This is a genomic window from Pseudomonas sp. GW822-FHT02E03 (genome assembly GCF_058802325.1).
Window position 1 is genome coordinate 44,051 of record NZ_JBXAOA010000023.1, and the last position, 15,604, is coordinate 59,654.

The 15,604-nt window shown below is 58.6% G+C and carries 11 protein-coding genes; 8 read left to right on the top strand and 3 right to left on the bottom strand.

Translation table 11 applies throughout. From position 1 onward, the window contains the following. Positions 1-167: 167 nt before the first annotated feature. From AC1RQB_RS18050 to AC1RQB_RS18060, 3 genes are all read left to right on the top strand, one after another. Positions 168-1,439, top strand: coding sequence for a YeaH/YhbH family protein (locus tag AC1RQB_RS18050; protein WP_007904257.1), 1,272 nt, complete (start codon positions 168-170; stop codon positions 1,437-1,439). Further along, positions 1,436-2,998 (top strand): SpoVR family protein, encoded by a 1,563-nt coding sequence (locus tag AC1RQB_RS18055; protein WP_008067414.1) that lies wholly within the window; start codon positions 1,436-1,438, stop codon positions 2,996-2,998. Before AC1RQB_RS18050 ends, AC1RQB_RS18055 begins: the two co-directional genes overlap by 4 nt. A 65-nt stretch (positions 2,999-3,063) precedes the next feature. After that, positions 3,064-4,293, top strand: coding sequence for a multifunctional CCA addition/repair protein (locus AC1RQB_RS18060; RefSeq protein WP_063342357.1), 1,230 nt, complete (start codon positions 3,064-3,066; stop codon positions 4,291-4,293). 87 nt (positions 4,294-4,380) lie between these two features. On the opposite strand, the gene folK is transcribed toward AC1RQB_RS18060, so the two are convergent. Continuing rightward, the gene (folK, locus tag AC1RQB_RS18065; protein ID WP_063342356.1) at positions 4,381-4,899 is read right to left on the bottom strand and encodes a 2-amino-4-hydroxy-6-hydroxymethyldihydropteridine diphosphokinase; all 519 of its coding nucleotides are present in this window, start codon (positions 4,897-4,899) and stop codon (positions 4,381-4,383) included. Next, positions 4,890-5,246: a dihydroneopterin aldolase gene (gene folB / locus AC1RQB_RS18070; protein ID WP_007904249.1), complete on the bottom strand. Its 357-nt coding sequence runs from the start codon at positions 5,244-5,246 to the stop codon at positions 4,890-4,892. The genes folK and folB overlap by 10 nt, the downstream gene beginning before the upstream one ends. A 74-nt stretch (positions 5,247-5,320) precedes the next feature. Here folB and plsY point away from each other — a divergent pair, with 74 nt between their 5' ends. After that, positions 5,321-5,890: a glycerol-3-phosphate 1-O-acyltransferase PlsY gene (plsY, locus tag AC1RQB_RS18075; RefSeq protein ID WP_063342355.1), complete on the top strand. Its 570-nt coding sequence runs from the start codon at positions 5,321-5,323 to the stop codon at positions 5,888-5,890. Positions 5,891-5,913: 23 nt separating this feature from the next. Here plsY and tsaD read toward each other — a convergent pair whose 3' ends face one another. Then, the gene (gene tsaD / locus AC1RQB_RS18080) at positions 5,914-6,939 is read right to left on the bottom strand and encodes a tRNA (adenosine(37)-N6)-threonylcarbamoyltransferase complex transferase subunit TsaD (RefSeq protein ID WP_063342354.1); all 1,026 of its coding nucleotides are present in this window, start codon (positions 6,937-6,939) and stop codon (positions 5,914-5,916) included. 199 nt (positions 6,940-7,138) lie between these two features. Between tsaD and rpsU the strand changes: the two genes are divergently transcribed. From rpsU to AC1RQB_RS18100, 4 genes are all read left to right on the top strand, one after another. Then, a complete protein-coding gene (gene rpsU / locus AC1RQB_RS18085; protein ID WP_002551877.1) occupies positions 7,139-7,354 on the top strand; it encodes a 30S ribosomal protein S21 in 216 nt (71 codons plus the stop codon). Between the two features lie 481 nt (positions 7,355-7,835). Continuing rightward, a complete protein-coding gene (gene dnaG / locus AC1RQB_RS18090; RefSeq protein ID WP_063342353.1) occupies positions 7,836-9,809 on the top strand; it encodes a DNA primase in 1,974 nt (657 codons plus the stop codon). A 67-nt stretch (positions 9,810-9,876) separates the two neighbouring features. Beyond that, positions 9,877-11,724 carry an RNA polymerase sigma factor RpoD gene (gene rpoD, locus AC1RQB_RS18095; protein ID WP_007904230.1) on the top strand — a complete coding sequence of 616 codons (1,848 nt, stop codon included), beginning with the start codon at positions 9,877-9,879 and terminating at the stop codon, positions 11,722-11,724. 122 nt (positions 11,725-11,846) lie between these two features. Then, positions 11,847-15,593, top strand: a complete 3,747-nt coding sequence (locus AC1RQB_RS18100) for a bifunctional diguanylate cyclase/phosphodiesterase (RefSeq protein WP_063342352.1) — start codon at positions 11,847-11,849, stop codon at positions 15,591-15,593. Positions 15,594-15,604: the final 11 nt, after the last annotated feature.

Sequence of the window (15,604 nt, forward strand, 5' to 3'; positions counted from 1 at the left end):
GGCCTGTTTACGCTTTTTCTGTTACACAGGCCTCTGGAGGTGTCCGAAATGCGGTAGCGAGGTTCAGGCAGCATCAAAGCGCTTGGGGGAAGCGTGTACACCCTCCGGCACTGGCCTTATGCTGCGTTAACGCTCGCCCATTTCAGGACAGCTTCTAAGGAGCAGTCATGAGCTATGTGATCGACCGACGTCTCAATGGCAAGAACAAGAGCACGGTAAACCGCCAGCGGTTTCTGCGGCGCTACCGTGATCACATCAAAAAGGCTGTCGAAGAGGCGGTCAGCCGGCGCTCCATTACCGATATGGAACACGGCGAGCAGATCAGCATTCCCGGCCGCGACATCGACGAGCCGGTGCTTCACCATGGTCGTGGCGGCAAGCAAACCATCGTGCACCCCGGAAACAAGGAATTCACCAGCGGCGAGCACATTGCCCGCCCGCCAGGAGGTGGCGGCGGCAGAGGCCCCGGCAAGGCCGGTAACACGGGTGAAGGGATGGACGAGTTCGTCTTCCAGATTACCCAGGAGGAGTTCCTCGAATTCATGTTCGAGGACCTTGAACTGCCTAACCTGGTAAAACGCCACCTGACCGGCACCGACACCTTCAAGACCGTACGCGCCGGTATCAGCAACGAGGGCAACCCGTCACGGATCAACATTATCCGCACGCTGCGTTCGGCCCATGCCCGACGCATTGCCTTGTCCGGCAGCAGCCGGGCGAAATTGCGCGAAGTCAAAGAGGAACTGCTGCGACTTAAACGGGAAGAACCGGACAACTTCGGCGATATCCAGGAGCTCGAAGCAGAAATCGAGAAGCTCAGCGCGCGCATTCACCGAGTGCCGTTTCTCGACACCTTCGACCTCAAGTACAACCTGCTGATCAAGCAGCCGAACCCCAGCTCCAAAGCCGTAATGTTCTGCTTGATGGACGTGTCCGGCTCCATGACCCAGGCGACCAAGGACATCGCCAAACGCTTCTTCATCCTGCTGTACCTGTTTCTCAAGCGCAACTACGACAAAATCGACGTCGTGTTCATTCGCCACCACACCAGCGCCCGTGAAGTGGATGAGGAGGAGTTTTTCTATTCCCGGGAAACCGGCGGCACGATCGTCTCCAGCGCCCTGAAATTGATGCAAGAGATCATGGCCGAGCGTTATCCGAGCAACGAATGGAATATCTATGCCGCTCAGGCGTCCGACGGCGACAACTGGAACGACGATTCGCCGATCTGCCGCGACATCCTGATCAATCAGATCATGCCGTTCGTGCAGTACTACACTTATGTTGAGATTACCCCGCGCGAACACCAGGCCTTGTGGTTCGAGTACGAACGCATCGCCGAAGCCTTCTCTGACACTTTTGCCCAGCAGCAACTGGTCTCGGCCGGGGATATCTATCCGGTCTTTCGTGAACTCTTCCAGCGCAGGTTAGTGACATGACCGCCAAAGAGCAGAAGCGCCAACCCATTTCCACCGGCTCCGAATGGACATTCGAGCTGATCCAGGCCTACGACCGCGAAATCAGTCGTCTCGCGGCCCGCTACGCACTGGATACGTATCCCAACCAGATCGAAGTGATCACCGCCGAGCAGATGATGGACGCTTATGCCTCTGTCGGCATGCCCTTGGGTTATCACCATTGGTCCTATGGCAAACACTTCCTCAGCACCGAAAAATCCTACAGTCGCGGCCAGATGGGGCTGGCCTACGAGATTGTGATCAACTCGGACCCCTGCATCGCCTATCTGATGGAAGAAAACACCATCTGCATGCAGGCGCTGGTGGTGGCTCACGCCTGCTATGGCCATAACAGTTTCTTCAAAGGCAACTACCTGTTCCGCACCTGGACCGACGCCAGCTCGATCATCGATTACCTGGTGTTTGCCAAGCAGTACATCATGCAGTGCGAAGAACGCCACGGCATCGACGCGGTAGAGGACTTGCTCGACTCCTGCCATGCGCTGATGAATTACGGGGTCGACCGGTATAAACGCCCGTATCCGATTTCCGCCGAAGAAGAACGCCGTCGGCAGAAGGATCGGGAAGAGCATCTGCAGAAGCAGATCAACGATTTGTGGCGGACCATTCCAAAAGGCGCGGACAAGTACAGCGACAAGGACAACGCACGCTTCCCCGCCGAACCTCAGGAAAACATCCTGTATTTCATCGAAAAACATGCGCCGTTGCTGGAGCCCTGGCAGCGCGAAATCGTGCGGATCGTACGCAAGATCGCCCAGTATTTTTATCCACAGCGCCAGACCCAGGTGATGAACGAAGGCTGGGCCACGTTCTGGCACTACACCTTGATGAACGACTTGTATGACGAAGGCCTCGTCACCGATGGCTTCATGATGGAGTTTCTGACCTCCCATACCAGCGTGGTCTTCCAGCCCGGTTTCGACAGCCCCTATTACAGTGGAATCAACCCCTACACCCTGGGTTTTGCCATGTATCGCGATATCCGCCGGATATGCGAACACCCCACCGAAGAGGACTATCGCTGGTTTCCGGAAATCGCCGGCACCGACTGGCTGTCCAGCATCAAATTCGCCATGAGCAGCTTCAAGGACGAGAGTTTCATCCTGCAGTACCTGTCACCCAAAGTGATCCGCGACCTCAAGCTGTTCAGCATCCTCGATGACGATCAGAAGGACGATCTGCTGGTTCCGGCGATACACGACGAAGACGGCTATCGAACCATTCGTGAAACCCTTGCGGCGCAATACAACCTGGGCAATCGCGAACCCAACATACAGATCTACAGCATCGACCGACGTGGCGACCGCTCCCTGACCTTGCGCCACCAACAACACGACCGCAAACCGCTGGGCGACTCCACCGACGAAGTGCTCAAACACCTGCACCGCCTCTGGGGCTTCGACATTCACCTGGAAACCCTGCAAGGGGATCAGGTGATGAAAACCCACCATGTTCCGCCCAGAAGTGAACACGGCGATGGGGATTATGGCCGGCTGGACCTGGCAGTCATTCATCTTTGATCCTGTTTTTCTGCCTCCGGAAGTTCGACGCAAAGGTTATTCTGTCGGGCTAACGGAGGTTTTTTATGCAGATTTATAAAGTCGGCGGTGCGGTCCGCGATCGCCTGCTAGGCAAACCCGTCACCGATATCGACTGGGTCGTTGTAGGCGCCACCACCGAAGAAATGCTCGCCAAGGGCTTTCGTCCGGTGGGCGCGGACTTCCCGGTGTTTCTTCACCCCAAAAGCGGTGAGGAATACGCCCTCGCCCGCACCGAGCGCAAAAACGGGCGCGGGTACGGCGGCTTCATCTTTCACGCCAGCCCTGATGTCACCCTCGAAGAAGATCTGATTCGCCGCGACCTGACGATCAACGCCATGGCCGAGGACGATCAACAGAACCTGACCGACCCTTACCACGGTCAACGGGACCTCGAGGCTCGCTTGCTGCGTCACGTTTCCCCCGCGTTCGCCGAAGATCCGCTCCGTGTGTTGCGCGTTGCCCGCTTTGCCGCGCGTTATGCGGAACTGGGTTTCACCGTCGCCCCCGAGACATTGGAGCTGATGCGTCAACTCAGCGAATCAGGTGAATTGGAGGCGTTGACGCCCGAACGCAGTTGGAAAGAAATCGCCCGCGCGCTGATGGAAGACCAACCCCAAGTATTCATCGAGGTTCTGCGCGAATGCGGTGCTCTCAAGGTACTGATGCCGGAAGTCGACGCGCTGTTCGGTGTACCGCAACCCGCAGCCCATCACCCGGAAATCGACACGGGCGTGCATACCCTGAGCGTGCTGGAGCAAGCGGCGCAGCACAAACAACCGCTGACCGTACGCTGGGCCTGCTTGCTGCATGACTTGGGCAAAGGTTTGACGCCCGAGGAAGAATGGCCCCGCCACATAGCCCACGAGCACAAAGGCCTGAAGCTGATCAAAGCGGTCAACGAGCGCTTCAGGGCACCGAAAGACTGTCAGGAGCTGGCGCTGCTAGTGGGCAAGTATCACACCCATGGCCATCGTGCTCTGGAGCTGAAACCGTCGACCTTGCTGGAGTTGCTGCAGAGTTTCGACGTCTATCGCCGACCTCAGCGCTTCGAGGAATTTATCGCGGCGTGCGAGATGGACGCTCGAGGACGTAAAGGCCTGGAGCAGAGAAGTTATCCACAGGCGGATTATTTACGGGGCGCGGCAACTGCTGCGCGAAGTGTTGCCGTTCAGCCGTTGCTGGAGAAGGGATTCAAGGGACCGGAATTGGGCGAGGCGATCAAGGGCGAGCGCCTCAAGGCGTTGAAGGCTTACAAAGAGGCGGCGCCTGCTTGAAAAGCATCGCGGGCAAGTCTCGCTCCTACAGGTGATGAGCGACGTCACCTGTAGGAGCGAGGCTTGCCCGCGAAGGCGTCTTGCGCCTCACAACAGATTCAAAGGAGTCAACTGCTCGCCGCGCCACTCAAAAGCCACCGGCGCCAACACCTGATCGATCTGCGCCTCATCCCACAGGGTTGCAAAGCTCTTGCCTACGCCCGGATGCACTCTATCCGGCGCAATCAGCGACAACGGCCACAGCACGAAGGCATTTTTCAGAATTTCTGCCCGCGGCAAGATCAAACCATCGAAGTTGCCCACCAGGTCGCCGAACAGCAGCACGTCGATATCCAGCGGCAAGCCCTTGCGGTCCGGCGCATAACGGCCGTTATCCGCCTCGATGAATTTCAGCCGTCGATCCAGCTCCATCAGCGGCAGATCGGTGAAGGCCGAGACCACAAAGTTGAAAAACGGCCCGCTCTTGATCCCCACCGGCTGGCTTTCGAATACCGCCGAGCAGCGCATATCCACCAGGAAACCCGCCAGGGCGTCCAGGCCTGCCTGCAAATGGGCTTCGCGCTCGATGTTGCTACCGAGCCCGAGATACACCTGAGTCAGCGACATCCGCGCTCGATCTCCACGCCAACACCACCCGTGGCAGCCGGAATGGCACCCGGCTTGGTCAGCTTGAGGCGCATCCAGGTGATCTTGAATTCGCTCATCAGCACTTGCGCCAGACGCTCGGCAAAGGTCTCTACCAGCTGAAACTGCGCCTGCTCGGCAAACGCCTGAATGCGCGACGAAACGCTCGCGTAGTCGAGCGCCAGGGTCAGATCATCACCGGCGGCGGCCGGACGATTGTCCCAGGCGAAGCTCAGATCAAGTCGAAGACACTGTCGGATGCCTCGTTCCCAGTCGTAGGCACCGATCACGGTGTCGACTTCCAGGCCCTCGATAAACACTCTGTCCAAGCACTTCTCTCCACTGCACGACAAGGGCGCAATGCGCCGTTAGAATCAGGGCGTCCTCGCCCGGAATAGTTAGCATGTTTTGGTTACTGGCGACTCTCGCCTACCTGCTCGGCTCTCTGTCCTTCGCCATTTTGCTCAGCCGCCTGACCGGTAACCCCGATCCGCGAATGAGTGGCTCGGGCAATGCCGGCGCCACCAACATGTTGCGCCTGGCTGGCAAGAAACTCGCCATCCTGACCTTGCTCGGCGACCTGAACAAAGGCCTGCTGCCCGTATTGATCGCAGGTGCAATAGGCCTTTCACTACAAGAACAGGCCTGGATCGGCGTCTGCGCCGTTATCGGTCATCTGTTTCCGCTGTACTTCCGCTTTCGCGGTGGCAAGGGTGTCGCCACCGCGGCTGGCATGCTGCTGGGGCTCTACCTGCCCGCCGCGTTGCTGGCGGTCTGCGCCTGGCTGCTGACGTTCTACCTGACCCGCACCAGCTCACTCGCAGCCCTGATTGCCACACCATTGACCTTGCCACTGCTTGCCTGGCAAGAACCAGCGGCATTACTGCCCATGAGCGCGCTCACGGGCCTGATCGTCTGGCGTCATCGCGGCAATCTACGCGACCTGTTTGCCGGGCGCGAACGGCATTTTTAAATACCGCACGTGAGCGCCGCTCATCACAGCGCCGACAATTGCTCCATCGGCCAGCGCGCCTGCACGCTGATCGCCAGGCTTTCATGCTGGCCGGCCTGCAAGCGCTGGCAACCGGCAAACGCAATCATCGCGCCATTATCGGTGCAGAACTCCGGACGGGCATAAAACACATCGCCCTTCATGTCACCGAGCATTTTTTCCAGTGAAACCCGCAGTGCTTTGTTGGCGCTGACGCCCCCTGCGATCACCAGACGCTTGAGACCCGCCTGTTTCAGGGCACGCTTGCACTTGATGGTCAAAGTCTCCACCACGGCCTGCTGGAACGCCAGCGAGATGTCGCAACGGGCTTGCTCGCTGTCGTCCCCGGCGCTGACGCTCTGCTGCCAGGTGTTCAGGGCGAAGGTTTTCAGGCCGCTGAAGCTGAAAGCCAAGCCTGGACGATCACACATCGGACGCGGAAAAGTGAAACGTCCTGCAACGCCCTGCTCCGCCAGACGCGCGATCTCCGGGCCGCCCGGATAATTCAGGCCCATCATCTTCGCGGTCTTGTCGAACGCTTCGCCGGCAGCATCGTCGAGGGTCTCGCCCAAGAGCGTGTATTGGCCGATCCCATCGACCTGAACCAGCTGCGTATGACCACCCGACACCAACAAAGCGACGAACGGGAACTCCGGTGGTTGCGGCTCCAGCATCGGCGCCAGCAAGTGACCTTCCATGTGGTGCACGCCCAAGGCCGGAATGCCCCAGGCAAAGGCCAGCGCCTGGGCGCAGGAAGCCCCCACCAGCAAGGCTCCGACCAGGCCAGGACCCGCGGTATAAGCGATGGCGTCGATCTCGGTCGGCACACAGCCGGCCTCGGCCAGAACCTGACGAATCAAGGGCAGCATGCGTTTGACGTGATCACGCGACGCCAACTCCGGCACCACGCCACCATAGGCACGATGCAAATCGATCTGACTGAACAGCGCGTCGGCCAACAACCCGCGTTCACTGTCGTAAAGTGCGACACCGGTTTCGTCGCAAGAGGTTTCTAATCCCAGTACTAGCATGGGTTTGCGCCTTGTAGAGGCTGAATTCGAAGGCGCGCATAATAGTCGTCGCGTGATGCCCCGACCAGCGGTTTTCGATCAGAGGCTTTGCATTCCGAGCGATGAGGGGTTAACATCCGCAACCCTTAAAAACCGACGTCTTCAAGTGCTCTTTTGCCGCGAGGATGTTGACCCCGGTAATGAATGAAGGTAGCTCTGGATGCCAGCCGTCAAAGTAAAAGAGAACGAACCCTTCGACGTAGCTCTGCGTCGTTTCAAGCGCTCCTGCGAAAAAGCCGGTGTACTGGCTGAAGTTCGTAGCCGCGAATTTTACGAGAAGCCAACTTCTGAGCGTAAGCGTAAAGCAGCAGCCGCTGTTAAGCGTCACGCCAAGAAAGTTCAGCGCGAACAGCGCCGCGCCGTTCGTCTGTACTAATACACAGACGATCGTAGCAAGCTTCTGCCAAGCCCGGCCCCAAGCCGGGCTAATGGCATTTGCGGACAACGCTTGATGCTTCACCGTCAAAGCCGCAGACGCGACCGAGACAAATCTGCTTCACAGCGTCAGACCTGGCTCTTTTGCCAGCGGTGCACGTCTTTTCTGACGAGCCTTCCAAGGCTACTGACGAGCACACCCACTGATTCCTCTCACGACGATCAGCCCAAGGCACCTTCTTGCGTGCCCGCTTATGAGCTATCCGAGGCCAATGACTGGCCGTCGCCGGATTCAGCGAAACACTTTCAAATAGTCGAATACTGATTGGTATTAACGTCAGTGGATTTTCGGCAGATACACTTCCCGACAGCGATACGCAGACGACACAGGTCGAGCCGCACACCCTGCGTGCCTCGAACAACGACCCGCGTTTGGCCGCCCTTCGTTTTGGGTCCATTTCAGCGCAGATGACGAGAACGCCATGGCCGGGCTAATTCCCCAGAGCTTCATTGACGACCTTCTGAACCGCACCGACATCGTCGACGTGGTCAGCTCGCGCCTGCAAATGAAAAAAGCCGGCAAGAACTACACTGCCTGCTGCCCGTTCCACAAAGAGAAAACCCCCTCCTTCAGCGTCAGCCCCGACAAACAGTTCTATTACTGCTTCGGCTGCGGCGCTGGCGGTAACGCCCTCGGCTTCATGATGGACCACGACAATCTGGATTTCGTCCAGGCTGTCGAAGAACTGGCCAAAGCCGCCGGCATGGAAATTCCCCGCGAAGAAAGCGGTCGGGCGCACAAACCGCGCCAGCCTACTGATTCGCCGCTGTATCCGCTACTCACCGCCGCCGCCGACTTTTATCGTCAAGCCCTGAAAAGCCATCCGTCGCGCAAAGCCGCCGTGGATTATTTGAAGGGTCGTGGACTGACGGGTGAAATCGCCCGGGACTTCGGACTCGGTTTTGCCCCACCCGGCTGGGACAATCTGTACAAGCACTTGAGCAGCGATACCCTGCAGCAAAAAGCCATGATCGATGCCGGCCTGTTGATCGAGAACGCCGAAACCGGCAAGCGCTATGACCGCTTCCGCGATCGCGTGATGTTCCCGATCCGCGACAGTCGTGGGCGAATCATTGCCTTTGGCGGCCGGGTACTGGGCGACGACAAGCCGAAATACCTGAATTCACCTGAAACTCCGGTTTTCCATAAGGGCCAGGAACTCTACGGCCTTTATGAAGCACGCAAGAACAATCGCAACCTCGACGAAATCATCGTCGTCGAAGGCTACATGGACGTCATCGCCCTCGCCCAGCAAGGCCTGCGCAATGCCGTCGCAACACTGGGCACTGCCACCAGCGAAGAACACATGAAGCGCCTGTTTCGCGTCGTGCCCAGCGTGCTGTTCTGCTTTGATGGCGACCAGGCGGGCCGAAATGCCGCCTGGCGGGCACTGGAGGCAACCCTGCCATGCCTGCAAGACGGACGTCGGGCGCGCTTTCTGTTCCTGCCTGAAGGCGAAGATCCGGATACCCTGGTCCGCTCCGAGGGCACTGACGCCTTCCGCGCACGGATCAATCAGCACGCCCAGCCGTTGGCCGATTACTTTTTTCAACAGCTGACCGAGGAATCGGACCCGCGCTCCCTCGAAGGCAAGGCCCATATGGCCACCCTCGCCGCGCCGCTGATCGACAAAGTCCCGGGCGCCAACCTGCGCATCTTGATGCGCCAGCGCCTGAGCGAAATTACCGGGCTTAGTGGTGAAGCCGTGAGCCAACTGGTGCAAAGCACGCCTCAACCTCAGGAAGCGCCACCCGCTTACGATCCAGGCATCGATTACGACGCCATGCCGGATTACAGCGACTACCATCAGCCGCAGACACAAGAGATGTACGCGCCGCAGCAGGAGTGGACGCCGAAGAAGCCTGGCGCAGGCGGCAAGAAATGGGACAAGAAGCCGTGGGACAAGAATGGCAAACGTGGCGGCGATCGTGATCAACCGCGCGCACCACGGATTCCGGCCGCTGTAGAGCCGCCTACCCTGGCCGCCTTGCGCACGTTGCTGCATCACCCGCAACTGGCTGAGAAAGTCGAGGATGCCGGGCACTTCGCTGCCGAGGACCATACCAACACACAACTGTTGGTCGCCCTGCTCGAAGCCGTACAGAAGAATCCCAAGCTAAACTCATTTCAACTGATTGCGCGTTGGCACGGCACCGAACAAGGCCGACTGCTCAAAGCGCTGGCAGAAAAGGAATGGCTGATTGATGGAGATAACCTTGAACAACAGTTTTTCGACACCATTACTAGCTTGTCAGCCCGCCAACGCGAGCGAAACCTGGAACAACTTCTTCGAAAAGCACGTCAAAGTGAATTGAGCGCCGAAGAGAAAAATCAACTGCGCGACCTTTTAAGTCGCAATGTTTCCGTATCAAGCCCGACCTCAACTGGCGCGTGAGGTCATAGCTCAGGTATAATCCTCGGCTTGTTTTTTGCCCGCCAAGACCTTCAGTGGATAGGGTGTTATGTCCGGAAAAGCGCAACAGCAGTCTCGTATCAAAGAGTTGATCACACTTGGTCGTGAGCAGGGCTACCTGACTTACGCGGAGGTCAACGACCACCTGCCGGAGGATATTTCAGATCCGGAACAGGTGGAAGACATCATCCGCATGATTAATGACATGGGGATCAACGTATTCGAGGTTGCGCCAGATAAGGATTCCCTTATGCTGGCCGACGCCGATACCGACGAAGCCGCGGCCGAAGAGGCAGCAGCAGCGTTGGCAGCGGTCGAGACCGACATTGGTCGCACCACCGACCCAGTGCGCATGTACATGCGTGAAATGGGTACGGTAGAGCTCCTCACACGTGAAGGCGAAATCGAAATCGCCAAGCGTATTGAAGAGGGCATCCGCGAAGTGATGGGCGCAATCGCGCACTTCCCTGGCACGGTTGACCATATTCTCTCCGAGTACACTCGCGTCACCACCGAAGGTGGCCGCCTGTCCGACGTCCTGAGCGGTTATATCGACCCGGACGACGGCATTGCGCCGCCTGCTGCCGAAGTGCCACCACCTGTCGACCCGAAAGCCGTGAAAGCGGATGACGACACCGACGATGATGACGCCGAAGCGAGCGATGACGAAGAAGAAGCCGAAAGCGGTCCGGATCCGGTCATCGCCGCACAGCGCTTTGGCGCTGTCGCCGACCAGATGGAAATCACCCGCAAGGCCCTGAAAAAGCACGGTCGTGGCAACAAGCTGGCAATCGCCGAGCTGATCGCCCTGGCTGAGCTGTTCATGCCGATCAAACTGGTGCCGAAGCAATTCGAAGGCCTGGTCGAGCGTGTTCGCAGTGCCCTGGATCGTCTGCGTCAGCAAGAGCGCGCGATCATGCAACTCTGCGTTCGTGATGCCCGTATGCCGCGTGCCGACTTCCTGCGCCAGTTCCCGGGCAATGAAGTCGACGAAAGCTGGACCGATGCACTGGCCAAAGGCAAAAGCAAATACGCAGAAGCCATTGGTCGCCTGCAACCGGACATCATTCGTTGCCAGCAGAAGCTGACCGCGCTGGAAACCGAAACCGGTTTAACGATCGCCGAGATCAAGGACATCAACCGTCGCATGTCGATCGGTGAGGCCAAGGCCCGCCGCGCGAAGAAAGAGATGGTCGAAGCGAACTTGCGTCTGGTGATCTCCATCGCCAAGAAGTACACCAACCGTGGCCTGCAATTCCTCGATCTGATCCAGGAAGGCAACATCGGTCTGATGAAAGCGGTAGACAAGTTCGAATACCGCCGCGGCTACAAATTCTCGACTTATGCCACCTGGTGGATCCGTCAGGCGATCACTCGCTCGATCGCCGACCAGGCCCGCACCATCCGTATTCCGGTGCACATGATCGAGACGATCAACAAGCTCAACCGTATTTCCCGGCAGATGCTGCAGGAAATGGGTCGCGAACCGACCCCGGAAGAGCTGGGCGAACGCATGGAAATGCCTGAGGACAAGATCCGCAAGGTATTGAAGATCGCTAAAGAGCCGATCTCCATGGAAACCCCGATCGGTGATGACGAAGATTCTCATCTGGGTGACTTCATCGAAGACTCGACCATGCAGTCGCCAATCGATGTCGCCACTGTTGAGAGCCTTAAAGAAGCGACTCGCGAAGTCCTGTCCGGCCTCACTGCCCGTGAAGCCAAGGTTCTGCGCATGCGCTTCGGTATCGACATGAATACCGACCACACCCTTGAGGAGGTTGGTAAGCAGTTCGACGTGACCCGTGAACGGATTCGTCAGATCGAAGCCAAGGCGCTGCGCAAGCTGCGCCACCCGACGAGAAGCGAGCATTTGCGCTCCTTCCTCGACGAGTGATCACAGAACCCCCGGCCCAGGCCGGGGGTTTTGCTTTATGCAGATTAAATGCCCCGTACATCCCCCCCGCCGCATAGCCCGTCTACACTCGAAGCATTCCCCCAAGCCGTAACGAGACCGTTATGCCCAGATGGCCGACCGTGTTTTATTTGCTGTCGCTGATGACCTGGACCGCAACGGCTGGCGCGTTGACTCTGACCGACGAAGAACGTAGCTGGCTAACGGCTCACCCGGAATTGCGCCTGGGCGTGGACGCGTCCTGGCCGCCGTTTGAGTTTCGCGACGAGCACGGGCGTTATCAGGGCCTGGCAGCGGACTACATCAACGTCATCCGTCAACGGCTGGCCATCAAACTCACGCCCATCGAGCCGGTCAGCTGGACTGAAGTCTTGCAGCAGGCCAAACAAGGCAAGCTAGACATCTTGCCGGGCATTATGTCGACTCCCGAGCGTCAGACGTATCTGTCGTTCACCCGCCCCTATCTCGACTTTCCGATTGTCATTCTGGCTCACGTCGGAGGCCCCCAACCGCGCAAACTCGAAGACCTGTACGGGCTGAAGATCGCCGTGGTGGAAAACTACGCCCCCCATGAACTATTGCGCACCCGCCATCCCGACCTGAATCTGGTGGCGATGCCCAACGTCAGCTCGGCGCTGCAAGCGCTCGCCACCGACGCCGTGGACGCCGTAGTAGGCGATCTCGCCTCCAGTGTCTGGAGCCTGCGCCAGCTCAAGCTCGACGGACTTTACGTCAGCGGTGAAACGCCCTATCGCTACCAATTGGCGATGGCTGTGCCACCGAACAACAAACTGTTGGTCAGCATCCTGGACAAAGTCCTGGCAGACATGACCCCAAGTGAAATCAGTGCTATCCAGGAACATTGGGTCGGTAACGTCCTGGACCATCGAACCATCTGGCTCGACGTGCTGATTTACGGCCTGCCTGGATTACTGTTTCTGATGATCGTGCTGGCAGTGGTTATCCGGATCAACCGCCGACTCAGTTCGGAAATTGCCCGACGGGTCGCTCTGGAACAGGAGCTGCGCAGCAGCGAATACCATTATCGCGGGCTGGTAGAGAGTCTTTCGGCCATCGCCTGGGAAGCCCGGATCAGCGATTACACCTACAGCTACGTGTCACCTCATGCTGAGGAGCTCCTTGGTTACCCATTGCCCCACTGGCTGATTCCAGGCTTCTGGCGCAACATCATCCACCCGGCGGATCTGACCCGGGCCCAAACCTTCTGCGACCGTGAAGTGGCAGCCGGGCGCGATCACAGCGTCGATTACCGGGTCATCACCGCCGACGGCCGCTGCCTGTGGGTCCGCGATATCGTCAGCCTGATCGAGCACGCCCATGAACCGGTACTGCGCGGGCTGATGATCGACATCAGCGAAGCCAAGCGCACCGAAGAGGCGTTGCGCCTGTCGGAACAGAAGTTCGCGTCGGTGTTCCAGCAATGCCCGGATATTCTGGTGATCGCGCGGCTTTCCGACGGTTGTCTGCTGGAAGTCAATGAAGCGTTCGAAGATCAGATCGGCCTCAAGGCCGAAGACGTCATAGGCCAGACCGCCACCGACCTGAACATCTGGGGCGTACCCGGCGTGGGGCCGGGTTTGTTGCAGCGATTGCAGGCCGGCAGCATCCGCAACCTGGAGATGCCCTTTCGCCGCAGCAATGGCCAGGTGTTTACCGGCCTGATTTCCGCCGAGCCTTTCGATCTCGATACGACCCCGGCCCTGGTGGTCGTCGTGCGGGACATCAGTCAGCTCAAAGAAACCCAGCAACAACTGCAAACCTCCGAAGAAAAATTCGCCAAGGCCTTTCATGCGTCTCCCGACGGCTTGCTCTTGTCCCGGCAGAGCGACGGTTTGCTGTTGGAAGTCAACGAAGGCTTCAGCCGTATTACCGGTTTCAACAGCGCGATGTCCGTGGATCGGTCGGCCCTGGACCTGGGGATCTGGGTCAATCTCAACGAACGCAAGCAGATGCTCGAGTTGCTGCACCGGGATGGTTTCGTGCGCGACTTCAGTTGCCACATCCGTCGCAAAGACGGGCAGATCCGGCTCTGTGAGGTTTCAAGCCGGCCGTTGCCCATCGGCGATGAAGACTGCATGCTGACCATTGCCCGGGACATTACCGAACGGCATCTGATGCAGGAGAAACTGCAGCAGGCCGCCACGGTGTTCGAGAGCACTGCCGAAGGTGTATTGATCACCGACACCCAGCAGCACATCAGTGCAGTCAATCGTGCATTCACCGAAATTACCGGCTACAGCGAGAGCGAAGCGCTGGGCCATACTCCTCGCCTGCTCGCCTCGGGCCTGCATGACAGCGCATTTTATGCGGCGATGTGGCATCAGTTGACCGCCGACGGTCATTGGCAGGGCGAGATTTCCAACCGGCGCAAGAATGGCGAGCTTTACCCGAGCTGGCTGACCATCAGTGCAGTGCGCAACCGGGAAAAATTCATCACCCACTTTGTTGCGGTGTTCGCGGACATTTCCAGCCTCAAGCACGCTCAGGCAAAACTCGACTACCAGGCGCACCACGACCCGCTGACCGGCCTGCCAAACCGGACATTATTCGAGAGTCGCCTGCTGACCGCACTGAACAGCCAGCAGGAAAACGGCGGCCAAGGCGCAGTGCTGTTCCTCGACCTGGACCGCTTCAAGCACATCAACGACAGCCTCGGCCACCCCGTCGGCGACCTGTTGCTCAAAGGCATCGCCGTGCGCCTCAAGGAGCAGCTACGCGATATCGATACCGTGGCGCGACTCGGTGGCGATGAATTCATCATCCTGCTCCCAGGGCTGCAACAGTCCAGCGATGCCGACAACATTGCCACCAAGCTGCTCAATTGCTTCTCCGCCCCTTTCCAGGCCGGCGAGCACGAGTTTTTCATCAGCGCCAGCATCGGCACCAGCCTGTACCCCAAGGACGGCTGCGACGTCGCCACGCTGGTCAAGAACGCCGATGCCGCGATGTATCGCTCCAAGGCCAAGGGTCGTAACCGGGTTGAAAGCTACACCCGCGACCTCACCGCCCAAGCCAGCGAGCGCGTGGCGCTGGAACATGAACTGCGGCGCGCCATCGAGCGCAATGAGCTGTTTTTGTACTACCAGCCCAAAATCAGTCTGGATGATCATCGAGTGGTCGGCGCCGAAGCGCTGATTCGCTGGCATCACCCCACCTTCGGCGATGTACCTCCCGAGCACTTCATTCCCCTGGCTGAAGAAAACGGCATGATCCTGCAAATCGGAGATTGGGTACTTGAGACCGCCTGCCGACAGATGTACGAGTGGAATCAGGTCTATGAGTGCCTGGGCCCACTCTCCGTCAACCTCGCAGGCGCGCAACTGCGCCAGCCGAATCTGCTCGGCCGGATCGAACAATTGCTCAAAGACAACCATCTCAATCCCGGCTTCCTGCAACTGGAAATCACTGAGAACTTCATCATGAGCCAGGCCGAAGAAGCACTGGCGGTGCTGCATCAACTCAAACGCCTGGGTGTGCAACTGGCGATCGACGATTTCGGTACTGGCTATTCGTCCCTGAGCTACCTCAAACGCCTGCCGCTGGACATTCTCAAGATCGACCAATCCTTCGTCCGCGGCCTGCCGGACGACCCACACGACGCGGCCATTGTTCGCGCAATCATCGCCCTGGGCCGCAGCATGCAATTCACCGTCATCGCCGAGGGTGTCGAAACCCAGGCGCAGCAGCAATTTCTCACCGCCGAAGGCTGCGAACAGATCCAGGGTTACATCGTCAGCCTGCCACTTCCCCCCGACGAATTCGCCGCGACGTTTCTTCGTACAGCCATATTGGATTTTTCGGATAGCACAGCCGAGAAACCATCGCTATAATCCGCGGCCTA